Annotated in this window: 15 protein-coding genes; 6 read left to right on the top strand and 9 right to left on the bottom strand. The window is 47.7% G+C overall.

The features are described from left to right. Positions 1-79: 79 nt before the first annotated feature. Positions 80-1,375, top strand: a complete 1,296-nt coding sequence (hflX, locus tag KGF65_RS04370) for a GTPase HflX (protein ID WP_216748409.1) — start codon at positions 80-82, stop codon at positions 1,373-1,375. A gap of 162 nt (positions 1,376-1,537) precedes the next feature. Here hflX and KGF65_RS04365 read toward each other — a convergent pair whose 3' ends face one another. From KGF65_RS04365 to KGF65_RS04355, 3 genes are all read right to left on the bottom strand, one after another. Further along, on the bottom strand, positions 1,538-2,692 hold the full coding sequence (locus KGF65_RS04365; RefSeq protein ID WP_162936985.1) for an MFS transporter: 1,155 nt from the start codon (positions 2,690-2,692) through the stop codon (positions 1,538-1,540). Continuing rightward, positions 2,692-3,123 (bottom strand): MarR family winged helix-turn-helix transcriptional regulator, encoded by a 432-nt coding sequence (locus KGF65_RS04360; RefSeq protein WP_050339061.1) that lies wholly within the window; start codon positions 3,121-3,123, stop codon positions 2,692-2,694. The genes KGF65_RS04365 and KGF65_RS04360 overlap by 1 nt, the downstream gene beginning before the upstream one ends. A gap of 1,171 nt (positions 3,124-4,294) precedes the next feature. Beyond that, a complete protein-coding gene (locus KGF65_RS04355) occupies positions 4,295-5,176 on the bottom strand; it encodes a sulfite exporter TauE/SafE family protein (protein WP_003637954.1) in 882 nt (293 codons plus the stop codon). Between the two features lie 262 nt (positions 5,177-5,438). Here KGF65_RS04355 and KGF65_RS04350 point away from each other — a divergent pair, with 262 nt between their 5' ends. After that, on the top strand, positions 5,439-5,882 hold the full coding sequence (locus KGF65_RS04350) for a MarR family winged helix-turn-helix transcriptional regulator (RefSeq protein WP_088769935.1): 444 nt from the start codon (positions 5,439-5,441) through the stop codon (positions 5,880-5,882). 267 nt (positions 5,883-6,149) lie between these two features. After that, positions 6,150-7,481, top strand: coding sequence for an APC family permease (locus tag KGF65_RS04345; RefSeq protein ID WP_216748408.1), 1,332 nt, complete (start codon positions 6,150-6,152; stop codon positions 7,479-7,481). Between the two features lie 232 nt (positions 7,482-7,713). On the opposite strand, the gene KGF65_RS04340 is transcribed toward KGF65_RS04345, so the two are convergent. The 4 genes from KGF65_RS04340 to KGF65_RS04325 are packed head-to-tail and all read right to left on the bottom strand — an operon-like array spanning position 7,714 to position 10,622. Beyond that, positions 7,714-8,367, bottom strand: a complete 654-nt coding sequence (locus tag KGF65_RS04340) for an amino acid ABC transporter permease (protein ID WP_003637951.1) — start codon at positions 8,365-8,367, stop codon at positions 7,714-7,716. A 16-nt stretch (positions 8,368-8,383) separates the two neighbouring features. Further along, on the bottom strand, positions 8,384-9,025 hold the full coding sequence (locus KGF65_RS04335) for an amino acid ABC transporter permease (protein WP_216748407.1): 642 nt from the start codon (positions 9,023-9,025) through the stop codon (positions 8,384-8,386). Then, entirely contained in the window at positions 9,025-9,861 is an 837-nt protein-coding gene (locus KGF65_RS04330) for a transporter substrate-binding domain-containing protein (RefSeq protein WP_050339068.1), read from the bottom strand. Before KGF65_RS04330 ends, KGF65_RS04335 begins: the two co-directional genes overlap by 1 nt. Before the next feature lie 20 nt (positions 9,862-9,881). Beyond that, entirely contained in the window at positions 9,882-10,622 is a 741-nt protein-coding gene (locus KGF65_RS04325; RefSeq protein WP_003637948.1) for an amino acid ABC transporter ATP-binding protein, read from the bottom strand. Between the two features lie 511 nt (positions 10,623-11,133). On the opposite strand from KGF65_RS04325, the gene KGF65_RS04320 reads away from it, so the two are divergent. After that, positions 11,134-11,385, top strand: coding sequence for a hypothetical protein (locus tag KGF65_RS04320; protein ID WP_088769937.1), 252 nt, complete (start codon positions 11,134-11,136; stop codon positions 11,383-11,385). A gap of 244 nt (positions 11,386-11,629) precedes the next feature. Here the strand turns inward: KGF65_RS04320 and KGF65_RS04315 are convergent, their stop codons facing one another. Both KGF65_RS04315 and KGF65_RS04310 read right to left on the bottom strand, forming a co-directional pair. After that, positions 11,630-12,622 (bottom strand): D-2-hydroxyacid dehydrogenase, encoded by a 993-nt coding sequence (locus tag KGF65_RS04315; RefSeq protein WP_105924292.1) that lies wholly within the window; start codon positions 12,620-12,622, stop codon positions 11,630-11,632. Between the two features lie 2 nt (positions 12,623-12,624). Continuing rightward, entirely contained in the window at positions 12,625-13,818 is a 1,194-nt protein-coding gene (locus KGF65_RS04310; protein ID WP_105924293.1) for an aminotransferase class I/II-fold pyridoxal phosphate-dependent enzyme, read from the bottom strand. A 46-nt stretch (positions 13,819-13,864) separates the two neighbouring features. Here KGF65_RS04310 and KGF65_RS04305 point away from each other — a divergent pair, with 46 nt between their 5' ends. Continuing rightward, on the top strand, positions 13,865-14,095 hold the full coding sequence (locus tag KGF65_RS04305; RefSeq protein ID WP_101873945.1) for a hypothetical protein: 231 nt from the start codon (positions 13,865-13,867) through the stop codon (positions 14,093-14,095). A 113-nt stretch (positions 14,096-14,208) separates the two neighbouring features. Continuing rightward, positions 14,209-14,853 carry an HAD family hydrolase gene (locus KGF65_RS04300; protein ID WP_225083542.1) on the top strand — a complete coding sequence of 215 codons (645 nt, stop codon included), beginning with the start codon at positions 14,209-14,211 and terminating at the stop codon, positions 14,851-14,853. Positions 14,854-14,916 lie beyond the last annotated feature (63 nt).

Genomic DNA, 14,916 nt, shown 5'->3' with positions numbered 1-14,916 from the left:
CTCCCTAATGCCCGAAATCGTAATATTTTGATTAGACATGTTATACTTAACTCAATCATAACACGTTAGGAGTGAGTGTATGTCTGAAACTAACGCTCAAAAAGTACAAGAAGTCATCATTGCCGGCATGTCTAAGACTGTCGCCAACTACGACTATGCGATGTCCGAACTAGAAGCGCTCGTTGCAGCCAATAATATGCACGCCGCCCTGCGAATCGACCAGGGATTGGAAAAGCCCAACCCGGCCACCTTCTTCGGCAAAGGCAAAGTTGTCGAAATCAAAGAAGTCGCAGCAGCCAACGATTTGCACATTATGGTCATCAACGCGGATCTGACCCCCAGTCAGGTGCGTAACTTAGAGGAACAAACGGATATCCAAATCATCGACCGCACTGGGTTGATTCTGGAGATTTTTGGTAACCGTGCTCGTAGCAAGGAAGCCAAGTCGCAAGTCAAAATCGCCCAGCTGCAATATCAGCTCCCCCGTTTGCGGACCAGTATCTCCAACCGCCTGGACCAACAAGCCGGAGCCGCAGCTGGTGGTGGCGGTGGTTTTACCAACCGTGGTGCTGGTGAAACACAACTGGAATTGAATCGGCGGACGATTCAAGACCGCATCAGCCACGCCAAGCACGAACTCAAGGAACTCAACAAGGATGAAGTCGTCCGACGCGCCCAACGCGATAAGGCCGGCCTACCGAACGTTGCCTTAGTGGGCTATACCAACGCCGGTAAATCAACCACGATGAACGGCTTAGTAAAACTGTTCGGTAAGGGTGAAGATAAACAAGTCTTCGAAAAGGATATGCTGTTCGCCACGCTAGATACGAGCATCCGCCAGCTGACCTTCCCCGATAACAAGCAGTTATTGCTCAGTGATACGGTCGGATTCGTCAGTGACTTGCCGCATAACCTGATCAACGCCTTCCGCTCAACGTTAGCCGAAGCCGCCAATGCCGATTTACTGGTTCAAGTCATTGACTACGCGGACCCGCATTACAAAGAAATGATGGCCACGACTGAAAAGACTTTGAAGGAAATTGGCGTTCACGACGTGCCAATGATCTATGCGTTTAACAAGGCGGACTTAACCGAAGCCGACTATCCAAACCAACAAGATGATCAACTAATTTATACGGCGCGTGACGAGGCCTCCTTGCAAGCTTTGACCAGTATGATCAAAGCCAAAGTCTTCAAGAACTACGTGACGACAACGTTATTAATTCCATTCAGTGATGGTGACGTGGTCGCCTACTTGAATGACCATGCCAACATTCTCAAAACGGATTACTTGGCGGATGGCACCCAATTAACGGTCGAACTGAACGCCGTGGATGCACAACGCTATGAAAAATACGTAGTGACACCTGCTTAATGGGTTGTCCAATCAAAACGAAAGAGGTGCACCTAGATTTGATTCTAGGGCACCTCCTTTTTGTCATATTCAGCTTGCTCAAAAGATTAGCGGACGCCCATCGTTTGAGTATTCATCAGGTTTTCAATTCTTATCTTTAGGCCATTTTAATGGGTCGCCGTTTTAAGCCAACCCCCGCCGACTCACAAGATAGACGATCACAATTAGCGGCAACGTCACCATCATGACCGGGTAGAACCAGGTCATCGACAGTACACTGGAAATCAGCCCACCAAAAATCGGTCCCAGTGACATCCCTAAGTCGACGCCAATGTAAAACGTACTGTTGGCCAAACCATGGTCGGCTTCTGGTACCAGCGTTAGCGCCTTGGCCTGACAGATTGAAAACATCAAGCCATAGCCCGCTGCTAAACCAGCCGCGCCCAGCAAAAGCATCGCCCAGTTGGTCATATCCGTTAAGCCAATTAAGCCCAACAGATTAAAAATCAGGCACAACCAGATGAACCGTTTAAATGGCACCCGGTCAAACCAGTCACGTAAGATCAGCCGCAAGACAAGTAAAATCACCGCGTAAACTGGGAAGAAGATCCCAGCGGCCACGTGAAAATGACGCGCGGCCACGTAGCTGACGATATAGGTCTGCGTTGCGAAGTATGGTAATGAAAATAAGAGCAAAATCAGCGCAACTGGAATCACGCGCGGCTGGACAATGCGAAAATGCCGTTGCTGTGCATCCGCCTTGGGCACCGCCACCGGTTCACCGTGGTCACCTACAAATTGAATCATGATCACCAGTAGTAAGCTACAACCGGCTGCTAGCCAGAAGACACTTTGATAACTGTAATGCTGATACAAAAACACACTGATTGCGGGCCCACAAGCCATGCCGAGGGCGTTTGCTAATCCATAAATCCCCATCCCAGAACCGATACGGTCGGGTGGCAGTAGACTAGCCATCCAGGTCGCCATGCAGACGGAACAGAGGGTATAACCCAGACCATTCACGATCCGCAATAGCATAATCAGGGTAACGTTAGTCGTTAAGCTGTAACCGAGGCTAGCTAACAATAATAGACAGCCCCCAATAAAGGTCAGCCGGTACTTCGACACCCGGTCAGTCAGATTACCTGCCAGGGGCCGCAAAACTAAGGATGTGAGGTTGGTCAACCCAGCAATCACCCCTGCTAGCACCGAACTCGCCCCGATACCGTGCGCAAATCCGGCAATCACCGGGTTGATCAACATTGGGCTCATTAGGAAGAAAAAGCTTGCTACTAGGACTAACTTCACATCTGGCGTGTATAAACGCGTCTTCATCAATTCTCATCGCTCTCTAAATTTTGATTGACCTGTCGTAACAAATCTAAGAATAACTGTTGTTGCTGCTCATCGAGGTGCGCAAACATCTGCGCGCTCGTTTGCCAACCGTGTTGCCGTAACTGGGCGCGTTTGGCACGGCCGCTCGCCGTCACCACCACCTGCTTGGCCCGTGCGTCCGTGGGACTGACCACTAATTGGACGTAGCCGCGCGCCTGTAGCCGTTGGACAATCAAACGAGCCGTCTGGTGTGTGATACCCTGGCGCGTCTTAAACGCCGTCACCGTCTGCTTAGGATGATCGGTAAAAAAGACGAGCGCATCCGCCTGCTCAGTCGTTAATCCGACCGTTCTTAAATGTTGATTACGGCGGCGCGTAATCTGCCTGGCCAGCACCAAGACTTGCCTAGCCACCATTTCATCATGATTCATCCCATCACCATCCCTATCTTTTATACAGCTAGCTGTGTATAATGTCAAGATTACACGTGCTGTTAAACTGATAGGGTCAGAGGACTGTAAAACGTTAACATTTCCATTATGTCAGCTGCGTTGGTCAGGTTCTATGATTAAATCATGCCAATTATTGGGCCTACTGTCCGTCAGCCGGTGTTCTTCCTATTCCGACTTCCGGGGCCGGCTGACAATTGCTGGAACGTAAGCCGACATCGATTTGAACTCACGCAGAAGTTCACTGCGCAATTTCAAATACGAGTCTTATTCTAAGCCGGAAGTAACCCACTTCCGACTAAGAATAATTTGGCTACTGAGCATTGTCAGCCAGCCCCTCCAGTCGGGAAGCCGCTCGAATGGCGGATGAACAGCCACCTAACTAGGCACAATTGAGCACTGAACACTAGGTGACTGGCCCTTCAGTCAAACTTTTATTCGGTGTCGTTGATGCTTTATGACATTTGGGCACCCAGAAGATTACCTGAATATTCTTCATTCATCTCAATACCAATAATTTCAGCGGCACTAGTCTTGCAACTAGTCTGTAAAATTGCCTTCATTTAGAATTCAAAACTTTACTATCTCAGACGACTAGAGAAAATTCTATCAGGCAAGTTCTGTGAAGTTGTTTGTCAGAATCTTTAAAACAGGGGTAAAGGAGCCTCGCTAGTGTTGAAACCAGTCTCAGAGTTAAATATCAAAATGACTGTGTACCCAGAAACCAGCGACTAATCCAACAAAAAGCTGAGTCCGCACATGTCTGTCTTTCGAATACAACCCAGGCTGGAAGGTGGTTCTGACAATGCTCAGCGATGAAATTCCACTTAGCAAGCGTTGTGTGCTTGGTTAGTGGAAGACCAGTATTTAAGACGTGGGCTTTCGGCTTAAATCTGTGTCCATCGCGTTCCAGCGTTGTCAGAAACACCTGGAAGCCGGCATAGGACGACCCTATCACAGCAGTTTTACACTAACTCGCCTTGTTCCCAGCGATCCTCAGCTGGCTGCTTTTGAACTTAATAACTGGCATGATTTAATCATTTTTAATGCTAAACAATAATCAGCACAACGCGTAACCGAATCACATCATCAGCCCACAAAAAAAGTTGTTAGCTCATGGAACGCTTAACAACTTCGCTGCTATGATTCAAATTTAGGATAGCGCATTTTTCTGCCGTTGTGCCGTCTGCCAGAGTGAAAAGGCCGTCCAACAACTGACGAGCACGATTAGCCAACTGAGGGCTGTTAAGGAAAGTGACTTAACGAGCGTCGCCGCAACGACCACACCCAGAATACCGCCTAAGATAATCCCAAACAACCCGCGGTAATCGACCCGGTCATGCCGAATGAAATTAACTGACGAAATCGGCATTAATAGTGCACAGGACAACATCATGATTGGAAAAGCCGCAATCGGTGTCAAACCTAAGAAGTACACCATGACCATGCAAGGTGCGTATAGGCCGACCCCCGCTGACATCAATAGACCCAAGATAAAGTTACCCACGATTCCGGCAATCAACTTCCAACCCACCAGGCCAGTTGCTTGATTGGCGACCCCTAATAAACTAATCAAGCCTAGTAGTTTGGCCGCCATCAACAACGCCGTCACAATCAAAGCGCCAGCCATGATCAGTTGGACCCATCGTTGATTAAGCTTCGTCATGACTTCACTACCTACTAAGGCACCGATTGTCGCGGCCAGCACCAAACTGATCAGTGTGACCGGGTCGACGGTGACCGCCGTCACAAAGAAAAAAGCCTCAAAGGCGGTCGGAATCGCATGCATCGTATTTAAAGTTCCCGGCAATTGGCGTTCATCTTTTAAATAGTGACTGGCTTGAAAAATCGCCGTTGAGACCACAAAACTGCCGATCCCCAACGTATCTAAAAAATCAGTCACCGCGCCAATCACCATTCCAAAACCAAAGGAATGGTCAAAAATAGCAGCGCCTTGGCGTTTTGCACCGGCTAACAGTAAGCCAAATAACCCGATGCTGAAAATCGCCAACACTATCACAATTGCAATGACCATCAATCTAACCCCACTCTCTTACTTACTCGTAGCATTATACTGTATTTCACCCGTCGAACCAATTATTTTTATCGCAGTCAGGGCTGAAATGAATGCACCAAGATTCGGCAAACGGTTGCAATGACAATCCGCGACTAGCTTGCAGGACCCTGCAGCCCATATGTTATCGATTATATGCTATAATCCAGGCAATTAGATTGCATACAATCTGTTTTTAAGTTTTCTTATTCAACCAAAATCACAATAGAAAGGTGGTCACAATATGAACACAGCCCCCATTCGACCGCTTGACGAGCACATCTGCTTTTCGGCCTATACGACGGTTCATGCGATTCAACGTTTATACCAGCCAACCTTGGCCGAACATCATCTCACATACCCGCAGTACCTAGTCTTAGTGGCACTCTATGCTGATCCGCCCAAGGCCGTTCCCGTCAAAAAACTGAGCGCCCAGCTCGACTTGAGTACGGGCACCCTTACGCCAATTTTAAAACGGATGACTAAGGCCGGTTTGATTGCACGTCAACGCAATCCACACGATGACCGTAGCGTGCTCATTACCTTAACGGAAGCCGGGGTCACGACGCGCAAAGTCTTGAACACCCTGCCTAACATTTTAACGGAACGCGGCGGACTGGACAAAGCTGAATGGCAACAGCTCCAGACATTGATGAATAAGCTGATGCGTAACTTGACCGACCAATAAACCAGATAATATCTGTATATAAATAAGTTGCTGCATAAATCACTTATGGCACAATCAGCCTTGTCACCTCCACTCTGAATCTTCTGTAGCTCCAGGAAACCGACTAGATGGTTTTATCGAACTTTCCTATTACTAAATCGTTATTAGTTCGGATTTTGACGTTACCAGGCCCATAAAGGGGCGATATTTCGTTGTCAGCGTCGGTAATCTCTGGTATGCTAATTGCAATCATTTAGAATTTGGCTGCTCCAAGGAGGAATTCAGGTCATGCAGGAAACAAAACAAGAAACGACCTTGAACCGTTCGCTCGGTTTTTGGTCGGCACTTTCACTCGTCGTGAGTACAGTTATTGGCTCAGGAATCTTCTTCAAACAGTCATCCGTTCTGGACAGCGCTGGTTCACCCAGTGCGGCGCTACTTGCTTGGCTGCTCGGTGGACTGATCACGTTGACGGCCGGCCTGACGATTGCCGAGGTTGGCGCGCAAATGCCGCACACTGGTGGCCTCTACGTCTACATGGAACAAATCTATGGCAAACTCTGGGGCTTCCTTTCTGGCTGGATGCAGATTGCAGTCTACGGTCCCGCCATCATTGCCTCGATTGGCGCTTATCTAGGGATTCTGTTAGTCGGTTTCTTTAATTTGAGTTCTGGCTGGCAGGCGCCTCTTTCAATCGGTGTCATCGTTTTGATTGGGATTTTGAATATGTTCGAAAACCGCTGGGGCGCGGCCTTTCAAATTGCCACGACACTGGGTAAACTATTACCGATTGCGGCAATTATCATCTTCGGGCTGTTCTTCGGTAATCAAAACGCCTTTGGACAGTCCCTACATACGATCAGCCAATCAACCGGTAGTTTTGGGGTGGCGGTCCTCGCAACGTTATTTGCCTATGATGGTTGGATTTTGGTTGCTAACCTTGGTGGCGAGATCAAAAATCCCCAAAAGCTATTGCCTCAAGCCATTATTTTAGGCATCTCACTGGTGCTAATCGCCTACACCCTTGTAAGTTACGGTATCTTGCATTTTGTTCCAGCCGCCACAATCCACAAACTAGGGCAACAAACGACCTTGTACTTTGCCCAGGCGGCGTTTGGTACGATTGGTGGCCGATTACTGAACATCGGGATCATTATTTCGATGGTCGGCTGCTTGAACGGGAAAATCATGACGTTCCCCCGTATTGTGTATGCGATGGCGCACCAGAACCAGCTGCCGTTCGCCAAGCAACTCAGCTTTTTGCACAAGAAGTCGCATGAACCAATTGTGGCCACCATTGCCATCCTAGTGTATGCCAGCATCATGATTCTGTTCTTTAATCCCGACCGGCTGTCAGACCTGTGCATCTTCACAGTGTACTGCTTCTACGTCGCGACGTTTGTTGGCGTCTTCCTCTTACGCAAACGCAATCCAGCATCCGCGCGGCCATTCTCAACACCAGGATTTCCAGTAACACCGCTGATTGCCATCTTAGGCGCCCTGTTCGTGATTATTAGTGAGATTGGCTCTGACCTCTCCGGCGTGCTGATTTCACTAGTCATCGTCGCAATTGGCGTTCCGATTTATTATTGGAAACGGCGGCAGAATGCCACACGCTGATTGCGAGAAAACTTTAGTCTAAATTCAAATTAGAATAAGGCAGGATTGTAAAAACGAGCACTGACAGAACATTCAATTCTGTCAGTGCTCGTTTTTCGTGACTATTTTGATTTATAGCGTTTTAATATTCGTCAGCAAATCATCGACCTAATTTGACCTCCAGAGCTTGCTGTTTCTGGCCTATAAAAACAGCACAAAAAAATCGCTCCACAACGGAACGATTTTTAACACCCTATGCCAATTTCTTGTCCAGCACCCGTGATAAGACGGAGAGTGCGTAGCAGATGATGAAGTACATGACTGCGATCATCAAGAACATTGGTAAGATGTAGGCTGAATTTTGCCCGTAAATAATTTGTGCGTGGTTCAGTAATTCTGGTAACACGATGATGGTGGCCAGTGACGTATCCTTGATCAAGGAAATGAATTGGCTCACGATCGTTGGAATCGTCTTCTTGATGGCTTGTGGGAAGACGATGTGCCACAACGCCTGTACGTAGCTCATCCCGTTGGCGCGGGCGCCTTCCATTTGGCCATAGTCCACCGCGAGGATCCCAGAACGAATGATTTCAGCTAACATGGCTGATTCGAAAATCGTCATCGCTAAGATTGCTGCGAAGATAATGCCGGGTTTGAAACCCAGATGTGGCAGGCCAAAATAAGTAAAGAAGATGATCAAAATTAATGGTAAGTTCCGGATAATGTCGACGATAAAGCCGACCACTGCTGACAAGTACTTGATTTTAACGTAGCGGAGCACCCCTAAGACCGAGCCGATAATAAAACTGGCAATGATGGAAACGACGGACACTTCCACCGTGACCCAGAGTCCTTCGAGCAAGAACCGGATATTTATCCACGAATAAGCTTGAATAAAGTTTTGCATGAAACGTCGCCCCCTTCTAGTTAGCTAACTTCTTCTCGAGATGCCGCATGTAATAACTAAGCGGTAGCGTAATCACCAGGTAGAAGCACCCAACGACCACGTAACTGTTGATCGTATCTAGTGATAACGACGCAATCGAGTTCGCTTGATACATCAAATCAAACCCGGCCACGAAGGCTAACACTGACGAGTTCTTCACCAAGTTGATGAATTGGTTACCCAATGGTGGGATGATGATTTTGAAGGCTTGTGGCAACACGATTTTGCTCATTGCTTGCCAGTAGGTCATCCCATTGGCACGGGCCCCTTCCATCTGACCAGGGTCCACGGATTGAATACCAGCCCGGACCGTTTCGGCGATGAAGGACGACGTATAAATCGTCAGCCCAATCGTCCCGGCGGTAAAACCGTCGATTTTGGCGACGTACATCGGAATAATCACGTAGAAGAACATCGCGATGACTAGCAATGGAATATTCCGGAAAACTTCAATGTAGACCCGGCCGATGATGCGCATCGTGTGACTAGGCAAGACTTCGAAGATCGCGAACATCGTCCCGATAATCGTACTAAATATCAAAGCGATCACACTGGATAACAACGTATATCCGAGACCTTGAATCAGCTCTGACCAATAATGCGTTAGAATGTATCCCATTAGCGTGACGCCTCCTTATAGTCGAAGCCGGCCACGTTCCCAAACCACTTCTTCAAGATGCGGTTATACGTCCCGTCCGCTTCAATTTCTTTTAATGCTTTATTTAATTCCTTTTTCAATGGCGTTTGCCCTTTGTTAACGGCAATCCCGTAAGGTTCCTTCGTAAAGGTCCCGCCGACGACTTCGTAACCTGGGTTTTGAGCAGCCATCCCGTAAAGGATCCCGTTATCAGTCGTCAAGGCAACCCCTTGGCCTGATTTCAAGGCCGTCATTGCTTGTGCGTAGTCCGACAACTCTAGCACTTTGGCCTTAGGCGCCACTTTCTTGATGTTTTCAACGGAGTTTGCCCCCGTAACACCTAGAACCTTCGTGCCAGTTTTGTTCAAATCTTTGACTGATTTAATCGAACTGCCCTTCTTCACCAGCAACGATTGCCCGGCATCGAAGTAGGAATCGGTAAAATCAACTTGTTTTTCCCGTTCGGGGGTGATGGTCATCGTGGCGATGATGGCGTCAATATTCCCGTTTTTCAACAGCGGAATCCGCGTTTGACTCGTCACTTGCACAAACTTGGCCGTGGCGTCTTTACCCAACACCCGTTTTGTGAGGGCTCTAGCGATATCAGCGTCAAACCCCTTGATGGTGTTGTCCTTAACGTCCATCAACCCAAATAACTTCGTATCAGCTTTAACACCCCAAGTGATGGTCTTGCTAGCCTTATCATTAGTCAAAACGTCTTGTTTGGATAACGACTGCCGTGAACCGCAAGCGGTTAAGACCACCACTAGCACGGCGAGCATGCTGAGTGCGCCAATTAGTCGTTTTAGCTTCTTCATTCGTGGTCCTCCCCTACAAATTAGTGTGTAATAATTTTACTCAAGAATTGACGGGCCCGTTCATTGGTTGGTTGACCATCAAAGAATTTTTCCTTCGCATCGTCTTCCAGGATTTCGCCGTCAGCCATGAAAATAACCCGGTCCGCAACTTCACGGGCAAAGCCCATTTCATGCGTCACGACTAACATGGTCATACTGGAGTCTTCCGCGACACTCTTCATTACGTTCAACACATCATCAATCATTTCCGGGTCCAGCGCAGAGGTTGGTTCATCAAATAACAGGCACTTTGGCTTCATTGCGAGTGAACGCGCAATCGCGATCCGTTGTGATTGGCCCCCAGATAATTGGCTTGGGAAGCTGTTGGCTTTGTCTGCCAAGCCAACGCTATCTAGTAAGTCCATCGCCAGCTTTTTGTTTTCCGCTTCAGGCCGTTTTAAGACTAACCGCGGTGCAATCATAATATTTTCGAGCACCGTTTTATTGGCATATAGATTAAAGTGTTGGAAGACCATGCCGACATTTTTACGAATCTTGTTCATATCCGTCTTGCGGTCCGCCAAATCAAACCCATTGACTAACAACTGACCTGACTGGACTCGTTCCAAACCATTAACGGTTCGAATCAAGGTACTCTTACCTGAGCCAGAAGGTCCGATCAAAACAACTTTTTCACCTTCATTAATCGTTAAATTGATATTTTTGAGGGCGTGAAAATCACCATAATACTTTTCGACGTCGTGAAATTCGATCATTGACATTGCAGTCACCTTCGCTTTCTCTATCAGCCTATTGACTGACGGTCTAGAATTATTGCATTAATTTATAAAGTTAAGAAATCCTTATTCTTCGTTAATGCTATTTAAATAGTTTAATACATAATTAGTAATTTTGTCAAAAAGGAGTCAAATATTGTTCGATATCAATAAAATAGTGAGAAAGTCATCCGCTGTTTTCAGTTAAATTAACTGAATCCATTTAGATATCTTGAACAATCTAGTCATAAGTGCGCCTATAATTCGTGTTTTATCAGCATTTTTCAGCCTTGTAATAAGAATTTATCAATACACTTAATAAAAATTTTATTATTCCGACCCGCTCATTAGGTCAATCATACCACTACCGCAGCCAACCAATGCTTCTCAGGCATAAATTTCATGATTTGACCGGTTAACAAACGACCTTAACGCTTCGTTAATCCTTTCGATAAGCTTTCTTTACTAATCCCTGCTAGACTCATTTCAATGACAATCATCGATAGGAGCTGATTACATGTTAATTGACCAAGCCACCAACATGACCAATATTATCGCCGCTCAAATCATCAAGGTGTTTTATCCATTTGTCATCGCCAAAACGGAGACTGGCGAATACTTGAGCCTTAATTTATCGACCAATGAACAACGGGACCCACTCTTCTGGGATGAACTGCGCAGCATCTTACAAGCAAAACTCTGGGTGCCAATCGGTCGCCACTATCACCAGTTGCTCGACAACGGCTGGTTAGCGGTCGGCATCAGTTGACGATTAGTTGACGTTTTGCTGACTCTTCACCTGACATGGCCCTGGCAGGTATCCGACTGATTTCGTCCGCTCAATTTGCACCCAAACTTAGCCCCATATAATTGAATCACACTTAAATTTAAATAGTCGCTTCAAGAATTTACCATTAAATTCCCGAGGCGACTATTTTTCAATCAATTAACACCATTATCAGCGTCTCACTCAACCGTCGCCGTGCCCACACCGCGTCTGGTTTCAAGTTTAGTTAAAAGGCATGTTCACTCGTGCCACCGTTCAGAATCGTCACGACGTCATCCAAACTAATCTCGACCATGTTTTTGACCGCCAGATTCGTGTAGAAGCCGACATGTGGCGTAATGATCACGTTCGGCATCTGCATGAGTTGCGCCACGTTGGTATCTTGCAATACTTCGCCCTGATGGTCTTGGTTGAACAACTCATTTTCACCTTCGACCGTATCCAGCGCACAGCCCGCGATTTCGCCTGCTTTTAAGGCTGCGACCAGGTCAGCCGTCACAATGACTGGCCCCCGTGAGGCGTTAATAATGTAAGCATCCGACTTCATGACTTTTAACGCCGCTGTGTCAATTAAACCTTGCGACGTTGGATTGAGGTCCACATGCAAGTCGACCACATCCGCCTGCCGTAACAAGTCTTCCTTAGTATCGACGTAGGTTAAAACGTCGGTTAACTCAGGATGACGCACGACATCGTAAGCAATCACCTTAGCACCGAGGCCGTGGAACAAGCGGGCTGCCGTCCCACCGATTCGACCAGCGCCAATAATGCCGACCGTTAGCGACCGAATTTCACGTGCTTGCAACCCCGCCCACTGGAAGTTCTGTTGGCCGATACGTTGGTCAAACAGTTCCAGGTTCCGAATCAAACGCATCGTTTGTGCCACCGACATTTCAGCGACTGAATTCGGTGAATACGCTGGCACGTTGGTGACCACTAACCCGGCGGCTTTGGCAGCGGGAATATCGATCGTATCGACCCCGGCCGTCCGACTGGTCAATTGTTTCAGCCCAGCCGCAGCTAAGTCTTGATACAAACTAGCGTCGCCGCCAATTGGGCTCCGTTGTTGGATGACAAGGCCATCGTAACCCTTGACCAAGCCTGCAGTATCCGGGTGGAATTCTAAGTCATTGGTATCGACCTGAATTTGGTGTGCTGTAGCCCACGCTTGAATGGCATCCTGTTCGTCATCGCGAACACTATACATTAAAATTTTCATATTTACTTGGCCTCCTGTGCTTTACTGGCAACGTATTGACTGATTCGTTCAACGGCCGTCTTCAGATCGGCCATGGATGCGGCGTAACTGATTCGAACGTAGCCTTCACCACCAGGGCCAAATGAGCTTCCGGGAATCAATGCGACGCGGGCCTCATGGGCCAATTCACGACAGAACGCCATACTGTCTTGTGGCAATCCCGCTGGAATCTTACTGAATAGGTAGAATGCCCCTTCTGGTTTCGCAGATTTAAAGCCCAATTGATTCAACGCGTCGTACAAGTAATCGCGACGGGCCTGGTATTCGCGTTTCATCTGTTGCGCGTCATCGAGGCCATTTTTGAGTGCTTCCGTCGCGGCAGCTTGGGCATTGGTGGTCGTCGAAGTCACCGTGAATTGATGAATCTTTCCCAGTTGGGTCGTAATTGCCTTAGGCGCACACATGATACCAATCCGCCAGCCGGTCATCGCGTGTGACTTCGAGACCCCGTTTAGTAAAATCGTCTGCTCTGGTAAGTAAGATGCAATCGATTCATGCCGCTCCCCATAGGTCAGTTCACTGTAGATTTCATCTGATAAAACGAAGATTGGTTGGTCCGCTAAGACAGCCGCCAATGCCTTCAAATCATCATGCCGATACGTCACACCAGTGGGGTTCGAGGGGAAGTTCAAGACAACGGCTTTGGTCTTAGGATGGTCGTTGAGCGTCTGTTGTAATTGTTCTGGTGAGAGCACGAAGCCGTTCTTGGACGTATCCATAAATACCGGCGTGGCGCCCGCCAACTTCACGATGGCAATATACAGTGGGAAGATGGGCGTCGGAATCAAGACTTCATCGCCAGGATTCAAAATTGAACTTAACGCCGTGTAGATGCCACCCGTCGCCCCCGCGGTAATAATCACTTCGCTAGCTGGGTCATAGTGCACATCGTATTTTTTCGCTAAGAAGTCGGCTGCCGCAGTTCGTAACGCCATCGTCCCATTCGAAGGCGCATAGTGACTTTCATCGTTTTCGATACTCTTAATCGCGGCCTGCTTAACGTGTTCCGGTGTATTGAAATCTGGTTCACCGAGTGTTAAACGAACGATGCCGGGGATCGACGTGATCTCGGCGTTGAAGGCTAAAATATCAGACGGCTGAATCGCCGCGATTTCATGATTCATTTGTTGGACGAGTGTTTCTGCATTAATTGACATAGGGGTTCCTCCCGAATTTTAGTTAAGTTTAGTTGGTGGAAGCGGCTTGGATCAGGGCGAAAAAAGCGCACCCTCTGAAAATTCAAAGGGTGCGCGACAACGCAAATACAGAATTATTAGCCACCCTTGGAATTTTCAAACATCCATGGGCGCCGTTAAATCACAAAATGCTTTTGGCAACCGCATCGATGCAAACATCGGATTCGTGTTTGCACCTAAGCAGCGGGCACAAACACTAGCGAAAATACCAAAAGTAAAAGCTAGTTCTAGATTTTAATGAATTTAACGGTAATGACATATCATTAGCTCCTCATCAATTGTTAATCTAACTATAATGGTTGTTGTCAGCACTGTCAAGGGTCAATTTGGTATACTGAGAGTAAATCCACTTTGGAAGGAACGATTATTATGACTTACCAGGCACTGATGTTTGATATTGACGGGACGTTAACGAATAGTCAACCAGCCTACACGACGGTGATGCGGGAAGTTTTGGCAACTTATGGCAAACCGTTCAGCGATGCGCAGGCCCAAAAGACTTTTCCGATGGCCGCTGAACAAGCGATGGCTGAGCTCGGTATTGCTGCCAGTGAATTCGACCATTTTCAGGCACAGTATGAAGATGTGATGGCGAGTCATTACGATGAAATCGACCTTTATCCGGGCATCACGACCTTGTTCGAACGACTGCCTGCGGACTTGCGCCTCGGTATCGTGACCTCACAACGTCGCAATGAACTTGAAAGTGGGATGCGCAATTATCCGTTCATGATGCGGATGACCGTAACCATCAGTGCCGACGATACTGAACGGCGTAAACCCGACCCACAGCCATTGTTAACGGCACTCGGCATGGTCAACGTTGCGCCAGAAAACGCCCTCTTCATCGGCGATTCATTGAGTGATGAACAAACGGCTCACGCCGCCAACGTTGACTTTGGTTTAGCTTCCTGGGGGATGGACCCGAATGCGGAACACGTGCATGTGGCGCACCGGTTTGAACAACCATTGGATATTTTGGAACTCTTTAAGTAGTCGGCGGTCGGTTTATTCGGTCCGTCTTTGAAAAAATAAAATGAATCGGCGCCACAAGTGACA

Source organism: Lactiplantibacillus sp. 30.2.29 (assembly GCF_018991255.1).
GTDB lineage: Bacteria > Bacillota > Bacilli > Lactobacillales > Lactobacillaceae > Lactiplantibacillus > Lactiplantibacillus pentosus.
This window is presented reverse-complemented; position numbering and strand designations above follow the sequence as displayed.

Bases quoted from the DNA above. Each gene is read 5' to 3' on its own strand.
- hflX (WP_216748409.1), top strand. From the start codon at position 80: ATGTCTGAAACTAACGCTCAAAAAGTACAAGAAGTCATCATTGCCGGC.
- KGF65_RS04365 (WP_162936985.1), bottom strand. From the start codon at position 2,692: ATGAAGACGCGTTTATACACGCCAGATGTGAAGTTAGTCCTAGTAGCA.
- KGF65_RS04360 (WP_050339061.1), bottom strand. From the start codon at position 3,123: ATGAATCATGATGAAATGGTGGCTAGGCAAGTCTTGGTGCTGGCCAGG.
- KGF65_RS04355 (WP_003637954.1), bottom strand. From the start codon at position 5,176: ATGGTCATTGCAATTGTGATAGTGTTGGCGATTTTCAGCATCGGGTTA.
- KGF65_RS04350 (WP_088769935.1), top strand. From the start codon at position 5,439: ATGAACACAGCCCCCATTCGACCGCTTGACGAGCACATCTGCTTTTCG.
- KGF65_RS04345 (WP_216748408.1), top strand. From the start codon at position 6,150: ATGCAGGAAACAAAACAAGAAACGACCTTGAACCGTTCGCTCGGTTTT.
- KGF65_RS04340 (WP_003637951.1), bottom strand. From the start codon at position 8,367: ATGCAAAACTTTATTCAAGCTTATTCGTGGATAAATATCCGGTTCTTG.
- KGF65_RS04335 (WP_216748407.1), bottom strand. From the start codon at position 9,025: ATGGGATACATTCTAACGCATTATTGGTCAGAGCTGATTCAAGGTCTC.
- KGF65_RS04330 (WP_050339068.1), bottom strand. From the start codon at position 9,861: ATGAAGAAGCTAAAACGACTAATTGGCGCACTCAGCATGCTCGCCGTG.
- KGF65_RS04325 (WP_003637948.1), bottom strand. From the start codon at position 10,622: ATGTCAATGATCGAATTTCACGACGTCGAAAAGTATTATGGTGATTTT.
- KGF65_RS04320 (WP_088769937.1), top strand. From the start codon at position 11,134: ATGTTAATTGACCAAGCCACCAACATGACCAATATTATCGCCGCTCAA.
- KGF65_RS04315 (WP_105924292.1), bottom strand. From the start codon at position 12,622: ATGAAAATTTTAATGTATAGTGTTCGCGATGACGAACAGGATGCCATT.
- KGF65_RS04310 (WP_105924293.1), bottom strand. From the start codon at position 13,818: ATGTCAATTAATGCAGAAACACTCGTCCAACAAATGAATCATGAAATC.